Consider the following 22,130-nt stretch of genomic DNA (forward strand, 5'->3'; position numbering starts at 1 on the left):
AATTAATGATCACAAATAATATGCCAAGAGAAAATTGAAATAAGTGAAGATTTTTTATTTCAAGACCTGAAAGGTCTTTCACATAGGAGACTAACTGATTGATTGTTAAGTTACAAAAAATCACAGATAAGTAAAAGAAAGAGCGCAACAAAATTTGCTGCGCTCTTAAATAATCTGAATTTGACTAAAATTATATTTCTACACTACCGACGTTTTCAAAAATCAGATCGCCGTCGGAGTTAAGCTCCATCATGATCACTGAATCTTTTGCAACCTGACCGCTCAAAATTCCTTTTGAAAGTTCGTTTAAAATTTTACGTTGCAATACTCTTTTCAAAGGACGGGCACCAAAAGCAGGATCAAAACCTTCTTCTCCCAATTTGGTAAGTGCTTCTTCGCTGGAATCTAATGTGATGCCTTGTTCAAGCAACATTTTCTGAATTCCTTTGAACTGGATATCAACAATTTTCCGAATATTTTTCATTGATAATGGTTCAAATAGAACGATCTCATCAATCCGGTTTAAAAACTCTGGACGAACCGAAGCTTTCAACAAATCAAGAACGCCTTGTTTAGCTTCTTCAACAATCAATGCATGGTTCCAGCCTTCGTCTTCTGCAAATTTTTCCTGGATAATATGGCTTCCGATATTTGAAGTCATAATGATGATCGTGTTTTTGAAATTTGCTACGCGGCCTTTATTATCAGTCAAACGACCTTCATCCAAAACCTGCAAAAGAATATTCCAGACGTCGGGATGCGCTTTTTCAATCTCATCCAAAAGAATGACGCTGTAAGGTTTCCGGCGAACGGCTTCGGTTAATTGTCCGCCTTCATCATAACCCACATAACCCGGAGGCGCTCCAACCAGACGGCTTACTGCATGACGTTCCTGGTACTCGCTCATGTCGATACGAACCATCGCATTTTCGTCATTGAACAAATATTCAGCGAGTGTTTTTGCCAATTCGGTTTTACCTACACCGGTTGGTCCAAGGAAAAGGAAACTTCCCAAAGGACGTTTTGAATCCTGCAAACCGGCACGGCTACGGCGAACAGCATCAGATACCAAAGTAATCGCTTCCTCTTGTCCCGCTACACGTTGATGCAAATGATCTTCCAGATGCAAGAGTTTTTCTCTGTCACTTTGCAGCATTTTGCTGACAGGAATTCCTGTCCATTTTGCTACAACTTCTGCAATTTCTTCCGGCGTAACTTCTTCCTGCATCAGGCTTTCCGCATTTTCCGAAGCCTGCAATTCTTCAAGACGTTTGTTAGTTTCAGGAATACGGCCGTATCTTATTTCAGCAACTTTACCAAAATCACCGCTCCTTTCTGCTTGTTCAGCTTCCAGACGTAATTGTTCAAGTTGTTCTTTTAAAGTACGAACTTCGTTGACCTTGCCTTTTTCATTTTCCCAAAGTGCTTTCAGGCTATTCCGTCTTTCACTAAGGTCAGCGATTTCTTTATTTAAAATTGTTTCTTTTTCCTTATTATTTTCACGACGAATGGCTTCACGCTCAATTTCAAGCTGCATCACTTTACGGTTCAGCTCATCCAATTCTTCCGGAACGCTATCCATTTCCAGACGCAATTTTGAAGCGGCTTCATCCATTAAGTCAATCGCCTTATCAGGTAAAAAACGGTCGCTGATATAACGGGTTGAAAGTTCAACTGCCGCAATCACCGCATCATCCTGAATTCTTACACCATGATGCAATTCATATTTTTCTTTAATACCACGAAGAATGCTGATGGCGTCAGGAATATTTGGCTCATCTACCATCACAGCCTGGAAACGACGTTCCAGAGCTTTATCCTTCTCCATGTATTTTTGATATTCTTTCAGTGTTGTCGCACCGATTGCATGCAATTCACCACGGGCCAAAGCTGGTTTCAACAAATTTGCTGCGTCCATAGCACCTTCTCCGCCGCCACCTGCACCGATTAATGTATGAATCTCGTCAATGAACAATACGATTTCGCCTTCCGAATCGGTCACTTCTTTGATAACCGCTTTCAGACGTTCTTCAAATTCTCCTTTATATTTGGCACCCGCGATCAGCAAGCCCATATCAAGAGAGGCAATTATTTTTGATTTCAAATTTTCAGGAACATCACCCTGAACGATCCTTTGGGCAAGTCCTTCTACAATCGCAGTTTTCCCAACCCCAGGTTCTCCAAGCAGGATCGGATTGTTTTTTGTACGGCGACTCAATATTTGCAAAACCCGCCTGATTTCTTCGTCCCGGCCAATCACCGGATCAATTTTACCTGCTTTGGCAAGCTCATTGAGGTTTTTACTGTATCGTTCCAGCGAACGGTATTTAGCTTCTGCGTTTTGATCTTTCACGGGATTATTTTTACCTCTAAGTTCTTTAATGGCATTTATGAGTTCTTTCTCCTTAAATCCAACTTCCTTCATCATGGTAGCTGTGGAATCTTTTCCACTAAGAATTCCCAATAAAAGAAGCTCAATGCTAATGAATTCGTCACCAAATTCTTTCAGATAATTTTGTGCTTTCGAGGTAGCAGCTGTCAGATCATTGCCTAAAAAAGCCTGGTTCGTTCCACTAACACGAGGATAACTGTCAAGTATTTTTTGCAGACGGCTGTTTAAAACATCTGCACTAATATTTAAATGGTTAAGAATAAACTGAGACGTATTTGGATCTTCCTCCAAAATGGATTTAACAACATGACCCGTTTCAATGGCTTGCTGTTGGTTGCCCTGAGCCATTTGTGCTGCGTGCTGTATTATTTCCTGCGCCTTGATTGTATATTGGTTAAAGTTCATGGCGGTGTTTAGTTGATAAATTAATAACAATACTATTTCGTCAAACAGTGTGCCTGACTTTGAAATCGGAAATAATGTCGCATTTTACAATTTTTATTGAGAATATACGTCAAAAAGTCATATATAGGTACTTTTTCGGCATTGGTGGTAATTGTTTAGATTTCATTTCAAATCTTTTTTTATATGCTTAATTTTAACGGAATTTTAAAGCCGAAATTTCGGTGATAAATTAATCATTTATTTTCAATGAAAATTGGTCTTTTAGAGTGTGATCATGTTCGGGAAGAGCTTTTACCGATAGCCGGTGATTACCGACAAATGTTTCCTGCATTGTTCACACCGATTGCGCCTGAATGGCAGTTTGATTTTTTTAATGTTTGTAACGGATATTTCCCTTCTTCGGTTGATGATTGTGACGTTTACATTTGTACTGGTTCAAAATCTTCTGTGTATGACGGAGATAAATGGATTGAGAATTTGAAAGAATTTGTGAGGGAAATTCATCAGGCAGGAAAAACATACATTGGTGTTTGTTTTGGGCATCAGATTCTTGGTGAGGCACTAGGTGGTGAAGTGAGAAAATCGGATGTTGGCTGGTGTGTGGGTGTGCATACTTTTGAAACACTAAAATCTCAAAATTGGATGCGGCCGCCGTCGTCATTTTTCAATCTTTTAATGATGTGTCAGGATCAGGTTTTGAAATTACCTTCGGAAGCTATTTTATTGGCACAAACTCCTGATTGTCCAAACGCCATGTTTCAGGTTGGAGAAACAATGCTGGGAATACAAGCGCACCCGGAATTTCCAAAGCTGTATGACAAAGCGTTAATGGAATTGAGAGTTGAAAGAATCGGTGAACGAAAAGTTGAAATGGGTATCATGAGTCTGGAATTGCCAACTTCTGAAAAATTGTTTGCTCAATGGATTGTCAATTTTGCGGAGGCAAGTAAGATTAAGAAATAGCTATTATTTGTTATAATTTTTTCTTGTCAGAAGATTATAAGATTTTTACAAGAAAATAGACAAGAAGTATAAAAGACGGGAACCCCGAATATTTTGAAAGACATGCTTATGGAAATTACGAATATAGATACACACCGACAAATATTAACTTCACTGCAAACCCGTCAGAAAGTCCGTCGGATTGCTTTTGAAATATATGAGCAGAATTTTGAAGAAAGCAGCATTATCATTGCGGGGATCGTAGGAGAAGGATATCAATTTGCCAAAATCCTGACAGACGAGTTAAGATCGATTTCACCCTTGGACGTGAAACTGGTTGAGCTTCGTTTTGACAAAACAATTCACTGGCAAAGTGAAATCCATTTTGACGACGACTCTGTGCAATTAGAAAATCAGGTTGCCGTGGTTGTGGATGATGTTTTAAATACCGGTCGGACATTGGCTTTTGCACTTGAACCGTTTTTGAAAGTGCGCATGAAAAAATTGCAGGTTGCCGTGATTGTGGATCGTGAACATCATTTATTCCCTGTATCTGCCAATTATGTAGGCTATTCATTAAGCACGACGATCAGCGAAAGGGTAGAAGTAATCCTGAGCCGTCCATCCGAAGAAGGGGTTTATCTCAGGTAGGGGCGACCCTTGTGGTCGCCCAGTTCTAAGTATTATCCAAATTCATTAAGGCTAACCAAATTTCAGAAAAAGATGGGATTACAAGTAATTCAAGATAGCAACGGTAAAGCCACGGGAGTTTTTATTCCAATTGGAGAATGGGATAAACTAAAAAAGCAATATAAGGATCTTGCTGATCTTGAAGACGACGAGCCTTCAAAAAAACAATTATTAGGAGAAATCAAAGAAGCACTTCTTGAATTAAAATTGGTTGAAGAGAGAAAACTAAAAGCTCGTCCGGCACAATCCCTTCTAGATGAGCTATAATGTACTAGTAATACCACTTTTTGAAAAACAGGCAAAAAGACTTGCCAAAAAATATCCTTCGCTAAAAAAAGAGTTAGCAGAATTATTTGAAAATCTGGCTAGTTATCCTGATCAAGGAAAAGCTCTTGGAAATAATTTTTACAAAATCCGGTTAGCGATTCATTCAAAAGGAAAAGGTAAATCCGGAGGAGCAAGGATAATTACCTATGTCAGGATAATTGATTCGGAAGTGTATTTAACTTCAATTTATGATAAGTCGGAAAAGAGCAATATCACAAATAAAGAGTTGGAGGAAATATTTAAGTCAATTGAATGAAAAATAAGTTTCCGATTGATTTAGAATCGGAAACTTATTTCATTCTGAACTTATCAAGTTGTTATTTTATCTGTATTTCAATAAAACAACATGGTTATTTATTCCGGGCGACCACAAGGGTCGCCCCTACGGCACCACCTCAATCTCCACAACCACACTGGTTCTCCTCGCATTCACAACCGGATTAAATCCAACCGTCATTAAATATTCCCCTGAATAAATTTGATCTTCTTTCAGTGCAGATTTCGTTTCAGGATATAAATTCAATTCTTTGACCTTGTAATTTTTAGTACCATCCAAACCTTCAAGACGGAAAGGCGTATCTGAGCCGTCACCATTTCTGTTGCCGACTAAATAGGAAAACAGAATCGCTTTGGATTTATTTTTTGCAGCAAACATCAATGCAGCGTAGCTGTTTTTCGTAGGATCAACCAACCGGAAAAGATCACCCTGGAAAATTACATCTTTCACTGAATTGTAGCTTGCAACAGCCTGCTGACTGAATTTTAAATCTTTTTCGTTCAAATGGCTTACTACAATATCATAACCCAAACGGCCCATCATCGCCACATCCGTACGGAATTTTAAAGGTTGTTTTCCCCAATCTGTCACGTGAGCACTTTGTGCGATCGCCGGGAAAAAGTAAGAATATTCCCACTGCATAAAGATTCTTTCCAACGGATCAGTATTATCACTTGGCCAGAATTCTGTGAAATATTTAAGTGCTTCATAATCTACACGACCGCCTCCTCCTGAGCAAAGCATCATGGGTACTTTTGGATATTTCGCACGCAGCTTTTCCAAAACTTTATACAATCCTTTTACATAATCAACATAAAACTGTGATTGTTTTTGCTTCGTTTTTTCAAGATAAGGGGAATAGGCGTTGAAAGTGATCGCATTACAATCCCATTTGATATAAGCGATATCCGGATTTTCTGTGAACAGCTTATCCAAAATTCCAAAAACAAAATTCTGAACTTCCGGATTTGACAAATCAAGAGGAAGCTGGTTTCTCATGTAATGTTCCGGACGTTGTGGTTGTTTGACCACCCATTCAGGATGTTTTTCGTATAATTCACTTTTAGGATCAACCATTTCCGGCTCTACCCAAATCCCGAATTTTATTCCTGTTTTTTGTGCTTCTTTGACTAGGTAACCAATTCCGTGGGGCAATTTTTTAACGTTTTCCTGCCAATCGCCCAATCCAGCCTGATCGCTATTTCTTGGATATTTATTGGCAAACCAGCCATCATCCAATAAAAATAAATCAACGCCTAATTTCTTTCCATCTTTGAAAAGTTCAGAAAGCTTATCTTCATTAAAGTCAAAATAAGTAGCCTCCCAGTTGTTCAAAAGTGTCATTCTGGTTCCTTCACCATCCAGAATTCTATATTTTCTGGCCCAGTTATGCAGGTTACGACTCGCTTCACCTTTTCCATTTTCGGAGAAAGTATAGATAAAAGAAGGAGTTTTAAATTCTTGTTTTGAAGCGAGCGGATATTCCGAAGCATATGGATTTATTCCGGCGATCAATCTTAAATTATGATAAGAATCAACTTCAAAATCCATCTTGAAATTGCCTGACCAGGCCAATGTCCCCAGTAAAACTTTACCTTCTGTTTCTGTCGCAGGCTTGTCAAAAGAAAGTGAAAAACTTGGAGGCTGGAAAAGGTTGGCACGTGTTCCCAATTTTGAATCTAAAACACGAATTCCTGCTGTCAACAATTCTTCCTCCGGATTCATTTCCTTCGCCCATGTTCCGTTATAATGTGTCAGGTAATAATCTTTTGCTATGAAATAAAGATTCGCAGAAGCATATTTTTGCAGTGTTACCGGATTCTTTTCTTCACTTTTAATTAAACTCCACTGTTCCACTACATTTTCCTGAAAGTAGGTTTTATAAAAAAGCGTCACTTCTACTGCGTAAACAGGATCTTTTAGAATAATACTTGTAATACTTACATTATCATTTTCTTTTGTCGTTTTATGGCTTACATAAACCAGATCCAGCGATTTATTGCCATCGCCGTGTGTCAGTTGAAGGGCAGGTTCTGAAATACTCCAGGTGCCAGACGGCGTATAAGCGGAATTGTAAATACCGGCGTTTCCGTCATGCTGTCGGCTTTGTAAGGGGATGGATTTATATTCAGCTGATTGACTTAATTTCTTTCCAAAATAGATAATCCCAAGATGGGTTTCTTTATCTGTTTGAAGTACCAAAGCGTTTTGTCTGGTTTCTATCGGGATGACGATTTGTTGATTCTGGGCATAGGAAGCGGTTCCCATAACGATGAGAATGAGGGAGTGGATAATTTTTTTATGCACAACGATAAGATTAAAAATTAATTGATGATATAGCAAAAGGATCAATACCGCTCAATCATACTGAGAAATATTGATCCTTTAATATTATTTATAATTCAAATTTCTAAACGTAAACCCGTCTCAATTTTACATTTTCAACCGGACGGATAATAAGTGGCACTTTTTCAATTTTTACAGAACTGCTGTCCAGACCAAACCATTTATCTTCCGGTGTTGTGAAATCTTTGACGAAGAAATAAGTTTTCATAACCATTTGCTCAATAAACGGCAGGTCATTTTCAAAAGAAAGGAAACGTTCCAAAACTACAAAACGGAAATCCCCGGTAACATTCTGGCGACTAAGTGATTCATACCGACTGGTAATATCCACTTCTTTGTTCATCACCATATCTTCCACAACTTTTCTGAAAAAGAGGTTAATGCGCTGTTCAACCCTGAATCCAAGTTTGAAATTGACTTTAATTACCGTTTCATCATCGTCGATCGTGTTAACCTTATATTCCATTGTATACGGATCATCGGTGGTGTCAACGTGAATAAACCAGTAAATATCAGCACGTTTCGGTCGTTTTTGAAAAATAGAATAAACCACTTTTGTCTCAATTTCTGAAACACGGGAAGCATTGGTCATGAAAACCAAATGCGTGGTATATTTTGGAATACTGATATCACGGCTCAATTCCTTCAATGCAGGCAAATAGGATTCAAGTTTGGTATATTCTGTCAAACGTAATTTGATATAAAAAGCACGAAGCCAGACTGACATCAAACCCGCTACCATTACGCCAACCATGATCGTGAACCAGCCGCCGTGCGTAAATTTCAATAAATTGGCGCCAAGGAAAAGTCCTTCGATGGATAAATAAAGAAGCATAAACACAATCACAATCCACAAGTTCACCCTTTTCAAATACAAATAATAAGAGAAAAGAATTGTGGTCATGATCATGGTTGCAGTAATTGCAAGTCCATAAGCCGCTTCCATGTTGGAAGATTCTTTGAAATAAAATACCACCACCATACAGCCCAGCCACAAAAGCCAGTTGACACTCGGAACATATAATTGTCCTTTTTGATCACTTGGATAAACCAGACGAACTTTTGGCCAGAAATTCAGACGAATTGCTTCTGAAATCAATGTAAAAGAACCTGAAATTAAAGCCTGACTGGCAATAATTGCAGCCGAAGTAGCGATGACAATTCCCGGGAGCAACCACCAATCCGGCATTACTTCATAAAATGGTTTACGTTCAGCAAGCAGATTTCCAACTTCCGAAAGCAACCAGGCACCTTGACCAAAATAATTAAGTACAAGACAAATTTTTACAAACACCCAGCTTACGCGGATGTTCGCACGACCGCAATGTCCAAGGTCAGTATATAAGGCTTCGGCTCCCGTTGTACAAAGAAAAACGGCACCCAACATCCAGAATCCACCCGGATGTTGGGTTAGCAATTTGTATCCGTACATTGGATTTAATGCCTTGAATATTTCCGGATGACCCAATACCTGATACAATCCCAATACGCCAAGCATCGAAAACCAGGTGATCATAATTGGCCCAAAAGCGCGTCCCACGATTTTTGTTCCGAAAGCCTGGATCAGGAAAATTCCTGTAAGAATTGCGATAACAATCGGTATAGTTTGAATATTTGGATAAAGAATCCGAAGTCCTTCAACGGCAGAAGAAACAGAAATTGGCGGAGTGATAATTCCATCAGCCAAAAGCGTACTGCCGCCAATAACAGCCGGAACTGTCAGCCAGCGTGCATGTTTCCGTACCAGCGCATACAAAGCAAAAATCCCGCCTTCACCACGGTTATCTGCGCGAAGTATCAGGATTACGTATTTTACTGTGGTTTGTAAAGTCAAAGTCCATACGATGCAGGAGAGGGCACCGTAAATGATTTCGTCTGTGATAACTTCTTTGCCAATAATGGCCTGCATTACATAAAGCGGCGATGTACCTATGTCTCCATAAATAATTCCGAATGCAACAAGAATACCGGCAGCAGAAATTTTATCAAAGTTGTGTTTGGGTTCCATTCATTTTTGTTCTAAAAACAGCGAAAGTTAGGAAACCGCAGGCAAAGAAGGTACTTGTAGGCCGAAATTTAATTTTTTACTGGTTACGTGTAGCTAAAAAAGTGTCCGGAATAGCAGATAACCATTTAATACAATGATAATTGAGGTGATAACCCAGCTGAGAATTGCCATACTTCTTGAATTGGCAAAATTTCCCATAATCTTCTTATTTGAAGTAAAAAGTACCAAAGGTACCACAGCAAAACTTAATTGAAGAGACAATATAACCTGGCTGAAAACCAGTAATTCTGCCATACCTTTTTCACCATAAAGTGAGGTAACAATTAATGCAGGAATGATTGCAATGGCTCTTGTAATCAGCCGGCGTATCCACGGTTTTAGACGAATATTCAAAAAACCTTCCATCACAATTTGGCCTGCCAATGTGCCGGTCAATGTTGAACTTTGTCCGGATGCGAGTAATGCCAACGCAAAGAAAATTCCCGCCATACTCACACCTAGCACAGGATCAAGCAAATGATAAGCATCTGTAATATCAGCAACTTCCCGATGGCCATTTGTATGAAATGCAGCGGCGGCAAGAATTAAAATTGACGCATTAATAAAAAATGCAAGTCCGAGCGAAACGGTTGAGTCGATGGTAGCAAATTTAATTGCCGTCTTTTTCCCTTCTTCGTCTCTTTTGAAATTCCTGGTTTGTACAATGCTTGAATGCAGATATAAATTATGCGGCATCACGGTCGCGCCCAGAATTCCAATCGCGATATATAGCATTCCCGGGTTTGTGACAATTTCTAGTTTAGGCAAAAGTCCACCGGCGATACCGGAAAGAGATGGCTCCGAAACAATCATTTCGTATATAAAGCTTAATAAAATAATCCCCATCAAAGCACCGACGATACTTTCTATAATCCTGAATCCTTTTTGCTGGAAATATAAAACAAGCAGCACATCAAGCGATGTGAAAACAATCCCGACCGTTAAAGGCAGACCAAACAATAAATTTAGCGCGATTGCAGATCCGATCACTTCGGCAAGATCTGTTGCTGCAATGGCGATTTCAGATAATATCCATAATACAACAGAAACTGGTTTGGAATAATAATCCCGGCAAGCCTGAGCCAGATCACGACCTGATGCAATTCCCAGTTTTAAAGCCAGATGCTGCAAAAGCATGGCAAATAAATTGGAGACCAGAATAACCGTAAGTAAAGTATATCCAAAACGGGAACCGCCTTCAATATCCGTCGCCCAGTTGCCCGGATCGATATATCCGACAGCCACCATCAGACCAGGACCAGTAAATGCCATAAGTTTTTTCCAGAAGCCGGCGCCTTCTGGAATGTTTATTGAAGCGTGAACTTCCGATAACGAAGCAAGTTTATTGGTATCGTCTGTGATGTTTCTAAGCAATGAATCCCTTGTAGTTAAATTGTCAAACATTTTTCGAATGTCTAAAATAAACAATTTGGTTTATTGAAAACAAAGATAGAGAAATCTTAAATCAATTTTTAGGTTAATCTAAATTTTTTTAAATCCGATTAGTAAATTGTACTTTTGCTGACATATTGAGGTTTTGGGATAAACATACGATGCAGAACTCCTTCACAGAAGAAAATTATTTAAAAATTATTCACGCACTTTCAGGGCGTGAAGGGCTTGAAGTAAGTACCAATGCTTTGGCAGAAAGTACTTCCACGCGTGCTGCATCCGTGACGGATATGCTGCGCAAGCTTGCGGAAAAGGGATTGATACATTATAAAAAGTATCAGGGCGTGAGATTAACGGAATCCGGAGAGAAAGTTGCGATCAATGTAATCCGTAAACATCGCCTTTGGGAAGTGTTTCTGGTTGAAAAACTTGGTTTTGGCTGGGATGAGGTGCATGATATTGCAGAAGAACTTGAACATATTCCGTCAGATCATCTGGTAGAGCGTCTGGATGCATTTCTGGGTCATCCCCGTTTTGATCCGCACGGCGACCCGATTCCTGACTCAAAAGGTAACCTTACAGAACCTGATTACCTGATTCTAACCGATGTTGAAATGGGTGAAAAAGTAAGAATGATGGGTGTTTTGGATCACGCACCTTCGTTTTTGCAGCATCTTGACAGAGCGGGAATTACGCTTGGATGTATTTTGGAGATAAAAGAAATTAATGAATATGATAAATCTGCTTCTGTACAGATTGATGATAAACAAACGTTATTTATAAGTCTTGAGGTTTCTAAAAATTTACTAGTACAACGCCGATGAGACTTTCCCAGCCATGAGATTGAAAATATTAGATCGTTATCTGATCAAGAATTTCCTGATTACTTATTTTTTCGTAGCCTTTGTGATCGTACTGATCATTTGTATGATCGACTATACAGAGAAGGTGGACGATTTTCTTGAAAAGAAAGCGCCTATTAATGAAATCCTGATTGATTATTACCTCAACCTGATTCCTTACTGGATTAATTACATCAGTCCGCTGATGGTTTTTATTGCAACAGTTTTTTTTACATCCAGGATTGCAGCCCGGACGGAAATTGTGGCCATGCTTAGCAGTGGAATAAGTTTTGGCCGGATTTTATTTCCTTATCTGATTGGCGCTGTGGTACTGGGGGCTGTTACATTTGTTCAGGTGGGGTGGATTTTACCAAAGGCAAATAAAATCCGCAATACTTTTGAAAAAACTTATGTAAAAAACGAATATACTTTCAGTGGACGTAATGTGCATATAACGATTGCTCCTGATGTTTATGCCTATCTTGAAAGCTACAATACAGCTGCAAAGACCGGGAATAAATTCACAATGGAAACAATCAAAGGAAATAAACTTCTTCAAAAATTGTCTGCCGACAAAATCGTTTGGCAGGATAAAAAGAAAAAATGGACACTTCAGAATGTGCAGGTCAGGACGATTGACAACCTGAAAGAAACGCTCACTTATCCAAAAGATATGGATACGACGATCAATTTGTTTCCCAAGGATTTTGAAAGTAATTATAACCTTTACGAAACTTTCACCCTACCTGAACTCAATACCTACATTGCACTTTTGCGAAGCCGGGGAGCTGATGGACTGGAAGTTTACCTGATTGAAAAATATGTGCGCTTTACCCAGCCTTTTGCCATTTTAATCCTGACTTCGATCGGTGTAATTGTATCTGCGCGGAAAAGCAGGCGAGGAGTGGGTTGGCAAATTGCCCTCGGTTTTATGCTGGCGTTTATCTATATTCTGTTTTTCCTGTTGTCAAAAGGAGTGGCCGAAGCAGGAACTGTGAGTACTTTATTTGCGGTATGGCTGCCAAATATTGTGTTTTCGTTCATTGGATTGTTGTTGTATAAAACATTACCAAGATAATTTTATGTTCACCACAACAACTTTCAGATCTTATCTCCATCTGCATTTTTTAGTGCTGATCTGGGGTTTTACAGCGATAGTTGGCCTCATGGTTTCGATTTCTCCGATTGCACTTGTTTTTTACAGAACATTTCTGGCAGGTTTGGGCTTGGCTGTTGTGATGTTGGTTAAGAAAAAGAAATTTGATGTAACAGGCGCAGATCTTCGCCGGATGTTTTTTGTAGGATGTATTTTATCTTCTCACTGGATACTTTTTTTTGCCGCTGCCCGTGTTTCGACTGCATCGGTTTGTCTGGCCGGAATGGCTACGACATCCCTCTGGACCAGTTTGATTGAACCTTTGGTGAACCGTCGCCCGATAAAGCCTTTGGAAGTTGGCTTGGGAATATTGGCCTTCGCCGGATTGTATGTCGTTTTTAAATTTGAATTTGATCATGCCTTAGGACTTGGCCTGGCTCTTGCATCAGCGTTATTAGCTGCGATGTTCACCGTGGCAAACAGCAGATTCGTACAGCGAATTGATGCTTTTACCATAACATTTTACGAAATGGTCGGGGCAAGTTTATTTTCTTTGTTATTTCTGATTGTTGCAGAATCCCGGGGATGGACCAATAATATGCCGGTTTGGCCAAAAGGGCAGGACTGGATATGGATTTTATTTCTTGCCTGGATCTGTACCGTGTATGCAAGTACGATGGCTACGCAGCTCATGAAACAGTTCTCAGCCTATCTTATTAACCTGACAATCAACCTTGAACCGGTTTATGGAATCGCGCTGGCTTTTTTCTATTTTGGAGAAAAGGAGAGGATGACACAAGGTTTTTATCTGGGTACAATTTTAATCCTGCTCGCAGTACTTTTGTACCCCATCCTGAATGGAAGAACATTTCAAAAACGAACGAAAACTACTTAATTAACATATTACTACTATTTTTGTCGCATCAACAAATTTGAACACATGAATTTATCCCGTTTACTTTTAGTAGTACCATGTTACAATGAGGAAGCGATTTTGAATCTGACCTATTCAACGCTTAAAGCTTATTATGCTGGTATCAAGGAGCGGGGACTTATAGCGGCCGATAGTAAAATCTGCTTTGTTAATGACGGCAGCCGGGACAAAACCTGGGATATCATTGAAGAACTTTGCAGCAAAGACGACACGATTATTGGTGTCAAACTTTCCAGAAATTTCGGTCATCAAAGCGCAATCATGGCGGGTTTGGAAAATTATATTGATGACTTTGATTGCTTTATCACCATCGATGCCGATTTACAGGACGATATAAATGCCATTACTTCCATGATTGAAAAACACCGTGAAGGTGCCATGGTCGTTTACGGTGTAAGAGGCGACAGAAGTTCGGATACGTGGTTCAAACGTGTATCAGCAGAGAGTTTTTATGTGATCATGCAGAAAATGGGCGTTCCAGTGGTTTTTAACCACGCAGATTTTCGTTTAATGGATCGCCGGGTACTTCAGGAACTTGGCAACTTCAAGGAAATAAATATGTTTCTTCGCGGTATTGTTCCGCTTGTCGGTTTTCGCAACGACAAGGTAATTTACAATCGTCTGGAACGTACCGCCGGGGAAACGAAATATCCGTTAAGTAAAATGTTGCTTTTCGCCTGGAACGGGATCACTTCCTTTTCTACCTTTCCGATGCGGCTTGTACTTTATTTTGGCGTATTTAATTTTATGGTCGCCATGGTTATTGTCGCCTATATTTTCTTTTCCTACATCATCGGACACACAGTTCCGGGATGGACTTCAACCATGTTACCACTTACTTTTTTCAGTGGCTCCAATATGATGGCACTGGGATTAATCGGCGAGTACATCGGGAAAATTTATGAAGAAGTAAAAGGTCGTCCACGCTACATCATTGAAAAAACAGTTAATGAATAGATTTTATAAAAAATACCGCACAGTTGGCAATTCGATAAACATGCTTTTATTATTAAGCGTGCTTATACCTTTGCTGGCACTATCGTATTTTAATCATCCATCTCCTGCCGACGATTATTGCTACATCGATACGGTTTTTAAATACAGCTGGCTCGAAGCGATGAATTTTTATTATTCGGGCTGGACGGGACGGTATTTCGGTATTTTTCTCAATCACTCAAATCCTTTAATTGTTCATTCCATTATTGGTTTCAAAATTTGGCCAGTTGTCCTTTTATCAGGATTTATCTTTGCATTTTACAGCTTGTTCAGGCATTTGACGCCTACATTGTCCCGGGCTGCGCACCTTGGTTTTGCCGGTGTTGTATTTTTCCTTTACATACTAAAAATGCCAAGTATTGTTGAAGGATTTTACTGGATGGCCGCTTTCGTAACCTACACCGTCCCTAATATTCTTACGTTATTTTGGGTTTGCGTCGTTCTGGACTGGTATCGGCAGGATACTAAAAAAATGCTGCTGGCAACGCTGGCTAACTTTTTTGTTTTTGCCATCATTGGGAGCAGTGAAACCAACTTGTTAATCATCTTTTTGTTGGTAGCCGCCTTATGGTTTTACCGAATTATTTTCCATCGTAAAATTGATGGATTGATGATCAGTCTATTGATTGTCACCATTTTATCCGGCTATTTCTTGTTTAGTTCTCCTGGTAATGCCGCACGTATGGGCGGAAATCCGATGGGTGGCAACGTGGTATTTTCAGTTGTGTCGTCTTTCAAAAAACTGGCAGAATTGAGTATTGGCTGGATTACAAAGACGCCATTGCTTATCTTCTCTCTGGCCTGGCTCATTGTGCTTTCCAAGATTTCCGTAGGTGCAAGAAATTATTTCTCGATGCCCGTTTGGTTTGCAGTTGCATTGTATATTGGCATTCTGGCCGCGCAAATTGTTCCTTCTTATTTTGGCGTTGGTATTGATCCGACACCGCGTGTAATCAACTGTGTCTATTTATTTTTCCTGATCGGCTGGTTTTATGTGATCGGCGTTGTCTTTCATTATTTTCATCAACGTTACACGGGAGAGTTTCGCTTATCCTTTCTCAGATACGGAGTTTTATATTCTCTTTTAGTGCTCTCAATCGCGTTTTCGTTTTTTCGAAGTGCAAATGTTAAGATGATTTATTCCGATTTGTTGAGAGGGAAAGCGGCCGCATTTAGCAGGGAGACGAATGAGCGTTACGCCTTGATTCAAAATTCAAAAGATGCAATTGTCTATTTGCCTCCAATAAAAACCCGACCGATATCACTTTATTATGATGATATTACCACCAACCGCGGACACTGGTGGAATAAATGTATGGCGGGCTATTTTGGAAAAGAGGCTATCATTATGAAAGAAACAAAGTGAATAAAAATAAATTAATGCTTGGTGGTTTAATGGCCATACCCATTGTTTTCTGGGTATTTGTCATCCTGAATAATTCCGTAAATGTGCCTTGGTACGACGATTTTGATCCTTTTCCGGATTTTCTTCGTCAGTGGATCAACAGCGCATCTTTTGCTGATCATTTGCGATTACTTTTTCAGCCAAATAACGAACACCGGATGGTGATCGGTAAGCTTGTTACCCTATTTTATTATGGCATCACCGGGCAGCTTAATTTTACGTTTCTTCACATCGCGGGAGCTTGTTTTACCCTCGGTACTTTGTGGCTTTTCTGGACTTCATTTAAGGATAGTAACTTAAAGTGGTGGTATTTTTTGCCAGTGCCTTTCCTGTTGTTTCAACTGCAATATCATCTAGTTTTTCTTTGGGCAATTTGCAGCCTTCAGCATCAGCCGGTTATCTTTTTTGTAAGTCTTTCGATGTTATTGCTGGCCAGAAATCGTTTTGGCTGGGCACTTTTGGCCGCAGTTTGCGCGACCTATTCCATGAGTAATGGTATTTTTGTCTGGGTTTCAGGCGCAGTTATCCTGATTTTAAGATCGAATTATAAATGGCTTGGAATTTGGTGTATAACTGGCGCTGCTGCTATTGGATTTTATTTCTTTGGTTTAACAACTCAGGGCAACGAATCCAGTATTGCCTATTTCAAACAATATCCACATCTCTCTTTTCTGGGTTTCTTTGCCTTTCTGGGAGGCTTGTTCGACTTTTTTCCTGAAAAAACAATTGTGACCAGATCAGTTCTTCCCGTCATTATGGGGCTGGCTGTGATGGTCTGGGTTGGCACCTGGCTCTTGACTCTTGTTTTATCATGGTTTAAAAAGACTTTTAACACTGCTCAGAAATTACCGGATTTTGTTGATGCATTTTCTGTCGTTGAAAAAGGACGGAAGTCTTTTCAGGAATTTCTTTTAGGCATACTGGTCTTTTTGTTGATGAATGCGCTGGTTATCGGATTATTAAGACCGAGATTTGGCTTTTTTGTCATGATCGTAAGTAATTACAAAATGTACCCGGCCTTGTTCCTGATCATCGCTTATCTGTCTTTTATTTCGTCAACAGTCAAAATCAATTTGCAGCAAAGAGGATTTCAGCTTGCTATTGCTTTAAGTCTTTTGATTTGGTGTTTTTCTATTTACAGTTATTTGCCGGTTATTCAGGAACGGAAGAAATATCTATCAATAAATGGATACAACCAGGAATTTAATGGCTATGGACTTGGTCATGTACCATTTTCAGCAGCTGCTAAATATGTTGATATCCTGATGAAAGAAATGGTATCAATGAATATTTATAAGTTTCCTGTTGAAACAGATCATTTGGTAACAGAGATAAAAAAGTTGCAAACACCTGTTCCGGCAAATTTTGATATTTCGGCTAAAATGCTGGATGGAAAAATTCTGATTCAGGATTCTACTGCCAAATTAAGTTCGAATACAGGTCAGTATGCCTTTGTGAAAAATAAAGATCAACTGTATTTATTTAAACTGGAACCGAACAAATATGCCGGAAAAAATATATTCAGACAATATTTTAATGGTTCGAATGTCGAGGTTCCTTTGACTTCACTACTTCCCGGATCTTACGATTTGGGTGTTGTAAAAGTAAGTGAAGGTGGAGTTACCGGTGGTATTTTGAGAACTATTACAATACCTTAAATAAATCAATGATTCCAAATTTCGTTTAAAGGCGTATTTTTGCGACCGTTGTCTAATCGTTTAAAAAAAGCATATTGAAAACCCCGCAAATATCTATTGTTGCCCCGTTGTACAATGAGTCAGAGTCTTTTCCTCAACTGATTCAGCGTCTCAGCGCATTAATGGATTCCAGTCCGCTGACGATTGAAGTGGTGCTGATTGATGACGGAAGCAGGGACGACACAGCTTTGCGTATTCGTCAGCTGGCCTTGACGGACGAGCGTTATCATGGTGTATTTTTGTCAAGAAATCATGGTCATCAGCTTGCGTTAACAGCTGGTATTGCATCGGCACGCGGCAGTGAGGCTGTATTTGTGATTGACGGCGATTTACAGGATCCGCCAGAACTTCTTCCTGATTTTTACAAATTAATGCAGGAAGGCAATGATGTGGTTTATGCAGTCCGGAAAAAACGAAAAGAGAGTTTTATCAAAAAAACCGGATATCATTTGTTTTACCGCTTGCTGCGTTCGATTTCTTATGTTGAAATTCCGCTTGATTCGGGAGATTTTGCATTAATCAGCCGCCGTGTTGTGGATGTGATGAATAAAATGCCGGAAGAAAGCCGGTATTTGCGTGGTATGCGTTCGTGGATAGGATTTAATCAAACGGGTTTTGAATATGAACGTGACGCGCGTGTAGCAGGCGAATCAAAATATTCCTTCAAGCAATTATTTGGACTGGCATACAACGGAATATTTAATTTCAGTGAATTTCCAATAAAGTTTATGAGCAGAATGGGCGTTTTGGCCATTCTGATTTCGCTGGTTTATTTTATCATTGTTGTAATCAAAAAACTTTTCTTTGTCCAGGTAATTGAAGGTTTCACAGCATTGCTTTTTGTGATCATTCTGTTCAGCGGCGTGCAGCTTCTGGCGCTAGGTATTATTGGGGAATATGTGCTCAGGATCTTTTTTCAATCAAAAAATCGTCCTTTGTATATCGTTAAAGAAGAGATTATTAACCGCGAGTATATTTAACGAATGCTTTTCAATTCCATACAGTTTCTGGTTTTTTTCATTGTTGTCACGCTGGCTTATTTCAGTCTGTCGTGGCGCGGACGATGGATTCTTCTGCTGGCAGCGAGTTGTTATTTTTATATGGTTTTCAAACCGGTTTTTATTCTGATCCTGTTTGGTACCATTGTTATTGATTATTATGCAGGAATCTGGATCGCAAAAACCCAGGATCAGAAACAGAAGAAATTACTGCTGATTATCAGTTTAATATCGAATATCGGAATTCTCTGTTTTTTTAAATACTACGATTTTCTGGAAAATTCTGTAAATCACGCGTTGCAATTAATTGGTTTCCGGCCGGTAATTCCGCATCTGGAAAGAGTAATTCCACAGCCGATTTTAAGTTGGATGGTTAATAATGTGGGTCATGTTCTTCTACCCATCGGTTTATCCTTTCATACTTTCCAGGCGATGAGTTATACCATTGAAGTGTATCGTGGAAATCAGGAACCTGAGAAACATTTTGGTATTTACGCTTTGTATGTCATGTTTTACCCGCAGCTTGTGGCCGGCCCGATTGAGCGCCCACAGAATATGCTGTATCAGTTTCATTCTTATTTCAAGTATGATTTTGAACAGGTAAAGTCAGGGTTGGTACAAATGGCATTCGGTTTTTTCAAAAAAATCGTAATCGCTGACCGGCTTTCACAAGTTGTAGATTTCGCATATCTAAATCCGGCAGAGCAAAACGGATTGACCATTGTGACTGCGATGGTCTTTTATTCTTTCCAGATCTACTGCGATTTTTCAGGTTATTCGGATATCGCTATCGGCGCAGCCCGGGTTATGGGTTTTACATTGATGGACAATTTTCGCTCTCCATATGAAGCCAGATCGGTAGCCGAATTCTGGGGAAGATGGCATATTTCCTTGTCAACCTGGTTCCGTGATTATTTGTATATTCCTTTGGGAGGAAACAGAAAAGGAGAATTTAATAAATATCGTAACCAGTTTATCGTATTTCTGGTCAGCGGGTTATGGCACGGCGCAAGCTGGCAATTTGTAATCTGGGGCGGTCTGCACGGTACGTATCAGGTTACAGCCGCATTACGGGATAAATGGATGAAAAAAGCAGGAATTTCATTTCCTGATAATGCAGTTTCAAGATTGCTTGGTGTTTTAACCACATTTATTCTGGTAACAATAGCCTGGATATTTTTCCGAAATAACCTCCGAAATTCATTCGTAATTCTGAAAAAAATCCCAACATTATCCTTTGCTGATAAAATACAAACACCCTTCAATCAGGTTGAAATGTGGTTCTGTGTGTTTTTGATGTTATTTCTTTTGCTTAAAGAACACTATTATCAAAACATCCCTACAAAAAATACGACCGGATTTTTCGTCCTTTTTATCACACTTTCATTCCTCACTTATTTCCTGGGTGTTGTTACAACAAACCAGTTTATTTACTTCCAGTTTTGATTTACTGATAAGTTTTAGTGTCAGATTTTCAAAGAGGATTTTGAAAAGTTTGACGAATCGCGTCTTTAATTTCTGCCAAGCTGACAGAAAAATGGACTAGTATTATTTTTTACATTGCATTTTAACTGAATTAGAAACTAACGTCGCCTTGCGACAGATTTATAGATATGTACGAAGTTACAGCAGACAACCGGTTAAGAAGATTGATCATCGTAGGAGATCGCGTTTTGATAAAACCCAAAAGTCCTACCGACCGCACCAACAGCGGTTTGTATCTGCCGCCAACAGTTACCGAAAGGGAGCAGGTTCAAAGCGGTTATGTAATCAAAGTGGGTCCGGGTTATCCAATTCCTACGCCATCCGAAGATGAGCCATGGAAAGAATCAGAAGAAAAACTAAAATATATGCCTTTACAGGCCAAGGAAGGAGATATTGCTATTTATCTGCAAAGAAATGCGATCGATCTGGAATATGATGGCGAGAAATATGTGATCGTACCGCAAGGGTCTATTTTGATGCTGGATCGGTCTGAGGATTTGTTTGAATGATAATATATCTGTATCACAAAGACTATTATTTCAAGCAAAGAATTAATTTACCTTTATTTGAATCTCTCCCTTAATTTTTTTGAAGGGAGAGATTTCTGTTTTAGTTGAAGTTATATCGTATTCCATACTAATAAAAAAGATCATCGCTGATAGCTGTTTCTGTTATACTTTGTCTTGTTACATAATAAATGATGACGTCGTCGTCACTCTCGCTCCTAAGATTTGTTCAAACAATAATATTGCTCTCCTGAAATAAACCTTAATTTTAAGGCCAGTAATCGTATTCATTCAAAAACAGACTATCATGAAATATAAGTTTTTAGGAAATACTGGTGTCCTGGTTTCTGAGTTATGTTTCGGTACCATGACTTTCGGTGGTGATGGATATTGGGAAGCCATTGGTAAGCTTCAACAGGAGGAAGGAAATGCATTAGTTAAAACAGCCTTCGATAGCGGAATTAATTTCTTTGATACAGCCAACGTTTATTCTTATGGTAAATCCGAAGAAATACTTGGAAAATCATTCAGGGATCTGGGAATCAGCAGGAGTGAAGTGGTAGTGGCCACGAAAGCCAGAGGAAGAATGGCGCCAGGTGCCAACCAGATCGGCTTGTCAAGATTGCATATTATGGATTCCGTAAATGACAGTTTGCGCCGTCTTGATATGGATCATATTGATCTTTTTTACGTTCATGGTGTGGATGCTTATACCTCTTTGGAAGAAACAATGCGCGGATTGGAAGATATTGTCCGTTCCGGAAAAGTGCGTTATCTGGGTGTCAGTAATCACGCGGCCTGGCAAATTATGAAGGCGAATGGAATTGCTGAGAAAAATGGCTGGACAAAATTTGTGGCCTGTCAGCATTATTATACCATTGCCGGTCGTGATCTGGAGCGTGAATTAATTCCAATGATGGAAGATCAAAATCTTGCATTAATGCCTTGGAGTCCGCTTGCAGGTGGTTTTCTTTCTGGAAAATATACAAGAAATAATGAAACTTCGGGAGATAATCGCCGTGACAATTTTGATTTTCCACCAATTGATAAGGAAAAAGCATACGATATAATTGAGGTAATTCAGCCAATTGCAGAGTCACATGGCGTGTCGGTTGCACAAATAGCCTTGGCCTGGTTATTAAATCAAAAAAGCGTTACCAGTGTAATTATCGGAGCCAAAAAACCTGAACAATTAAAAGATAATATAGCGGCAACAACTGTTTCTTTGTCTCAATCTGATCTGGCGCAATTGTATGATATTAGTATGCTGAACACAGAATATCCGCAGTGGATGTTTGAGCGTCAGGGAAGGGATAGACTTCCGCAATAATTTTTTCAATATAAAAGTAAAGC

The 22,130-nt window shown here is 39.4% G+C and carries 18 protein-coding genes; 14 read left to right on the plus strand and 4 right to left on the minus strand.

Features of this window, described 5'->3' with window-relative positions; genetic code table 11:
* Window positions 1-190 precede the first annotated feature (190 nt).
* A complete protein-coding gene (clpB, locus tag IEE83_RS02050; RefSeq protein WP_194118969.1) occupies window positions 191-2,797 on the minus strand; it encodes an ATP-dependent chaperone ClpB in 2,607 nt (868 codons plus the stop codon).
* Window positions 2,798-3,043: 246 nt separating this feature from the next.
* On the opposite strand from clpB, the gene IEE83_RS02055 reads away from it, so the two are divergent.
* The 4 genes from IEE83_RS02055 (at window position 3,044) to IEE83_RS02070 (ending at window position 5,012) form a co-directional block, all read left to right on the plus strand.
* The gene (locus tag IEE83_RS02055; RefSeq protein WP_194118970.1) at window positions 3,044-3,760 is read left to right on the plus strand and encodes a glutamine amidotransferase-related protein; all 717 of its coding nucleotides are present in this window, start codon (window positions 3,044-3,046) and stop codon (window positions 3,758-3,760) included.
* Window positions 3,761-3,868: 108 nt separating this feature from the next.
* A complete protein-coding gene (locus IEE83_RS02060; RefSeq protein ID WP_194118971.1) occupies window positions 3,869-4,390 on the plus strand; it encodes a phosphoribosyltransferase family protein in 522 nt (173 codons plus the stop codon).
* Between the two features lie 72 nt (window positions 4,391-4,462).
* Window positions 4,463-4,696, plus strand: coding sequence for a hypothetical protein (locus IEE83_RS02065; protein ID WP_194118972.1), 234 nt, complete (start codon window positions 4,463-4,465; stop codon window positions 4,694-4,696).
* A complete protein-coding gene (locus tag IEE83_RS02070) occupies window positions 4,686-5,012 on the plus strand; it encodes a type II toxin-antitoxin system RelE/ParE family toxin (protein WP_194118973.1) in 327 nt (108 codons plus the stop codon). The genes IEE83_RS02065 and IEE83_RS02070 overlap by 11 nt, the downstream gene beginning before the upstream one ends.
* A 126-nt stretch (window positions 5,013-5,138) precedes the next feature.
* Here IEE83_RS02070 and IEE83_RS02075 read toward each other — a convergent pair whose 3' ends face one another.
* The 3 genes from IEE83_RS02075 to IEE83_RS02085 form a co-directional block, all read right to left on the minus strand.
* The gene (locus IEE83_RS02075) at window positions 5,139-7,340 is read right to left on the minus strand and encodes an alpha-galactosidase (RefSeq protein ID WP_310588461.1); all 2,202 of its coding nucleotides are present in this window, start codon (window positions 7,338-7,340) and stop codon (window positions 5,139-5,141) included.
* Window positions 7,341-7,443: 103 nt separating this feature from the next.
* Entirely contained in the window at window positions 7,444-9,387 is a 1,944-nt protein-coding gene (locus IEE83_RS02080) for a KUP/HAK/KT family potassium transporter (protein WP_194118974.1), read from the minus strand.
* A gap of 93 nt (window positions 9,388-9,480) precedes the next feature.
* Window positions 9,481-10,830, minus strand: a complete 1,350-nt coding sequence (locus tag IEE83_RS02085) for an Nramp family divalent metal transporter (RefSeq protein WP_194118975.1) — start codon at window positions 10,828-10,830, stop codon at window positions 9,481-9,483.
* A 149-nt stretch (window positions 10,831-10,979) separates the two neighbouring features.
* Here IEE83_RS02085 and IEE83_RS02090 point away from each other — a divergent pair, with 149 nt between their 5' ends.
* From IEE83_RS02090 to IEE83_RS02135, 10 genes are all read left to right on the plus strand, one after another.
* Window positions 10,980-11,642, plus strand: a complete 663-nt coding sequence (locus IEE83_RS02090; protein WP_194118976.1) for a metal-dependent transcriptional regulator — start codon at window positions 10,980-10,982, stop codon at window positions 11,640-11,642.
* A 19-nt stretch (window positions 11,643-11,661) separates the two neighbouring features.
* Entirely contained in the window at window positions 11,662-12,738 is a 1,077-nt protein-coding gene (locus IEE83_RS02095; protein WP_194123261.1) for an LptF/LptG family permease, read from the plus strand.
* Between the two features lie 4 nt (window positions 12,739-12,742).
* Complete coding sequence (locus IEE83_RS02100) at window positions 12,743-13,651, plus strand: DMT family transporter (RefSeq protein WP_194118977.1); 909 nt, start codon at window positions 12,743-12,745, stop codon at window positions 13,649-13,651.
* A gap of 45 nt (window positions 13,652-13,696) precedes the next feature.
* Window positions 13,697-14,647 (plus strand): glycosyltransferase family 2 protein, encoded by a 951-nt coding sequence (locus IEE83_RS02105; RefSeq protein WP_194118978.1) that lies wholly within the window; start codon window positions 13,697-13,699, stop codon window positions 14,645-14,647.
* 40 nt (window positions 14,648-14,687) lie between these two features.
* Window positions 14,688-16,052, plus strand: coding sequence for a DUF6056 family protein (locus IEE83_RS02110; protein WP_228101642.1), 1,365 nt, complete (start codon window positions 14,688-14,690; stop codon window positions 16,050-16,052).
* Window positions 16,049-17,749: a hypothetical protein gene (locus tag IEE83_RS02115; RefSeq protein WP_310588462.1), complete on the plus strand. Its 1,701-nt coding sequence runs from the start codon at window positions 16,049-16,051 to the stop codon at window positions 17,747-17,749. Before IEE83_RS02110 ends, IEE83_RS02115 begins: the two co-directional genes overlap by 4 nt.
* A gap of 74 nt (window positions 17,750-17,823) precedes the next feature.
* Entirely contained in the window at window positions 17,824-18,768 is a 945-nt protein-coding gene (locus IEE83_RS02120; RefSeq protein ID WP_194118980.1) for a glycosyltransferase family 2 protein, read from the plus strand.
* 3 nt (window positions 18,769-18,771) lie between these two features.
* Window positions 18,772-20,232, plus strand: a complete 1,461-nt coding sequence (locus tag IEE83_RS02125; RefSeq protein ID WP_194118981.1) for an MBOAT family O-acyltransferase — start codon at window positions 18,772-18,774, stop codon at window positions 20,230-20,232.
* Window positions 20,233-20,399: 167 nt separating this feature from the next.
* Window positions 20,400-20,780: a co-chaperone GroES gene (locus IEE83_RS02130; RefSeq protein ID WP_194118982.1), complete on the plus strand. Its 381-nt coding sequence runs from the start codon at window positions 20,400-20,402 to the stop codon at window positions 20,778-20,780.
* Window positions 20,781-21,084: 304 nt separating this feature from the next.
* Window positions 21,085-22,107 (plus strand): aldo/keto reductase, encoded by a 1,023-nt coding sequence (locus IEE83_RS02135; RefSeq protein WP_194118983.1) that lies wholly within the window; start codon window positions 21,085-21,087, stop codon window positions 22,105-22,107.
* Window positions 22,108-22,130: the final 23 nt, after the last annotated feature.

The organism is Dyadobacter subterraneus, from assembly GCF_015221875.1.
GTDB classification, from domain to species: domain Bacteria; phylum Bacteroidota; class Bacteroidia; order Cytophagales; family Spirosomataceae; genus Dyadobacter; species Dyadobacter subterraneus.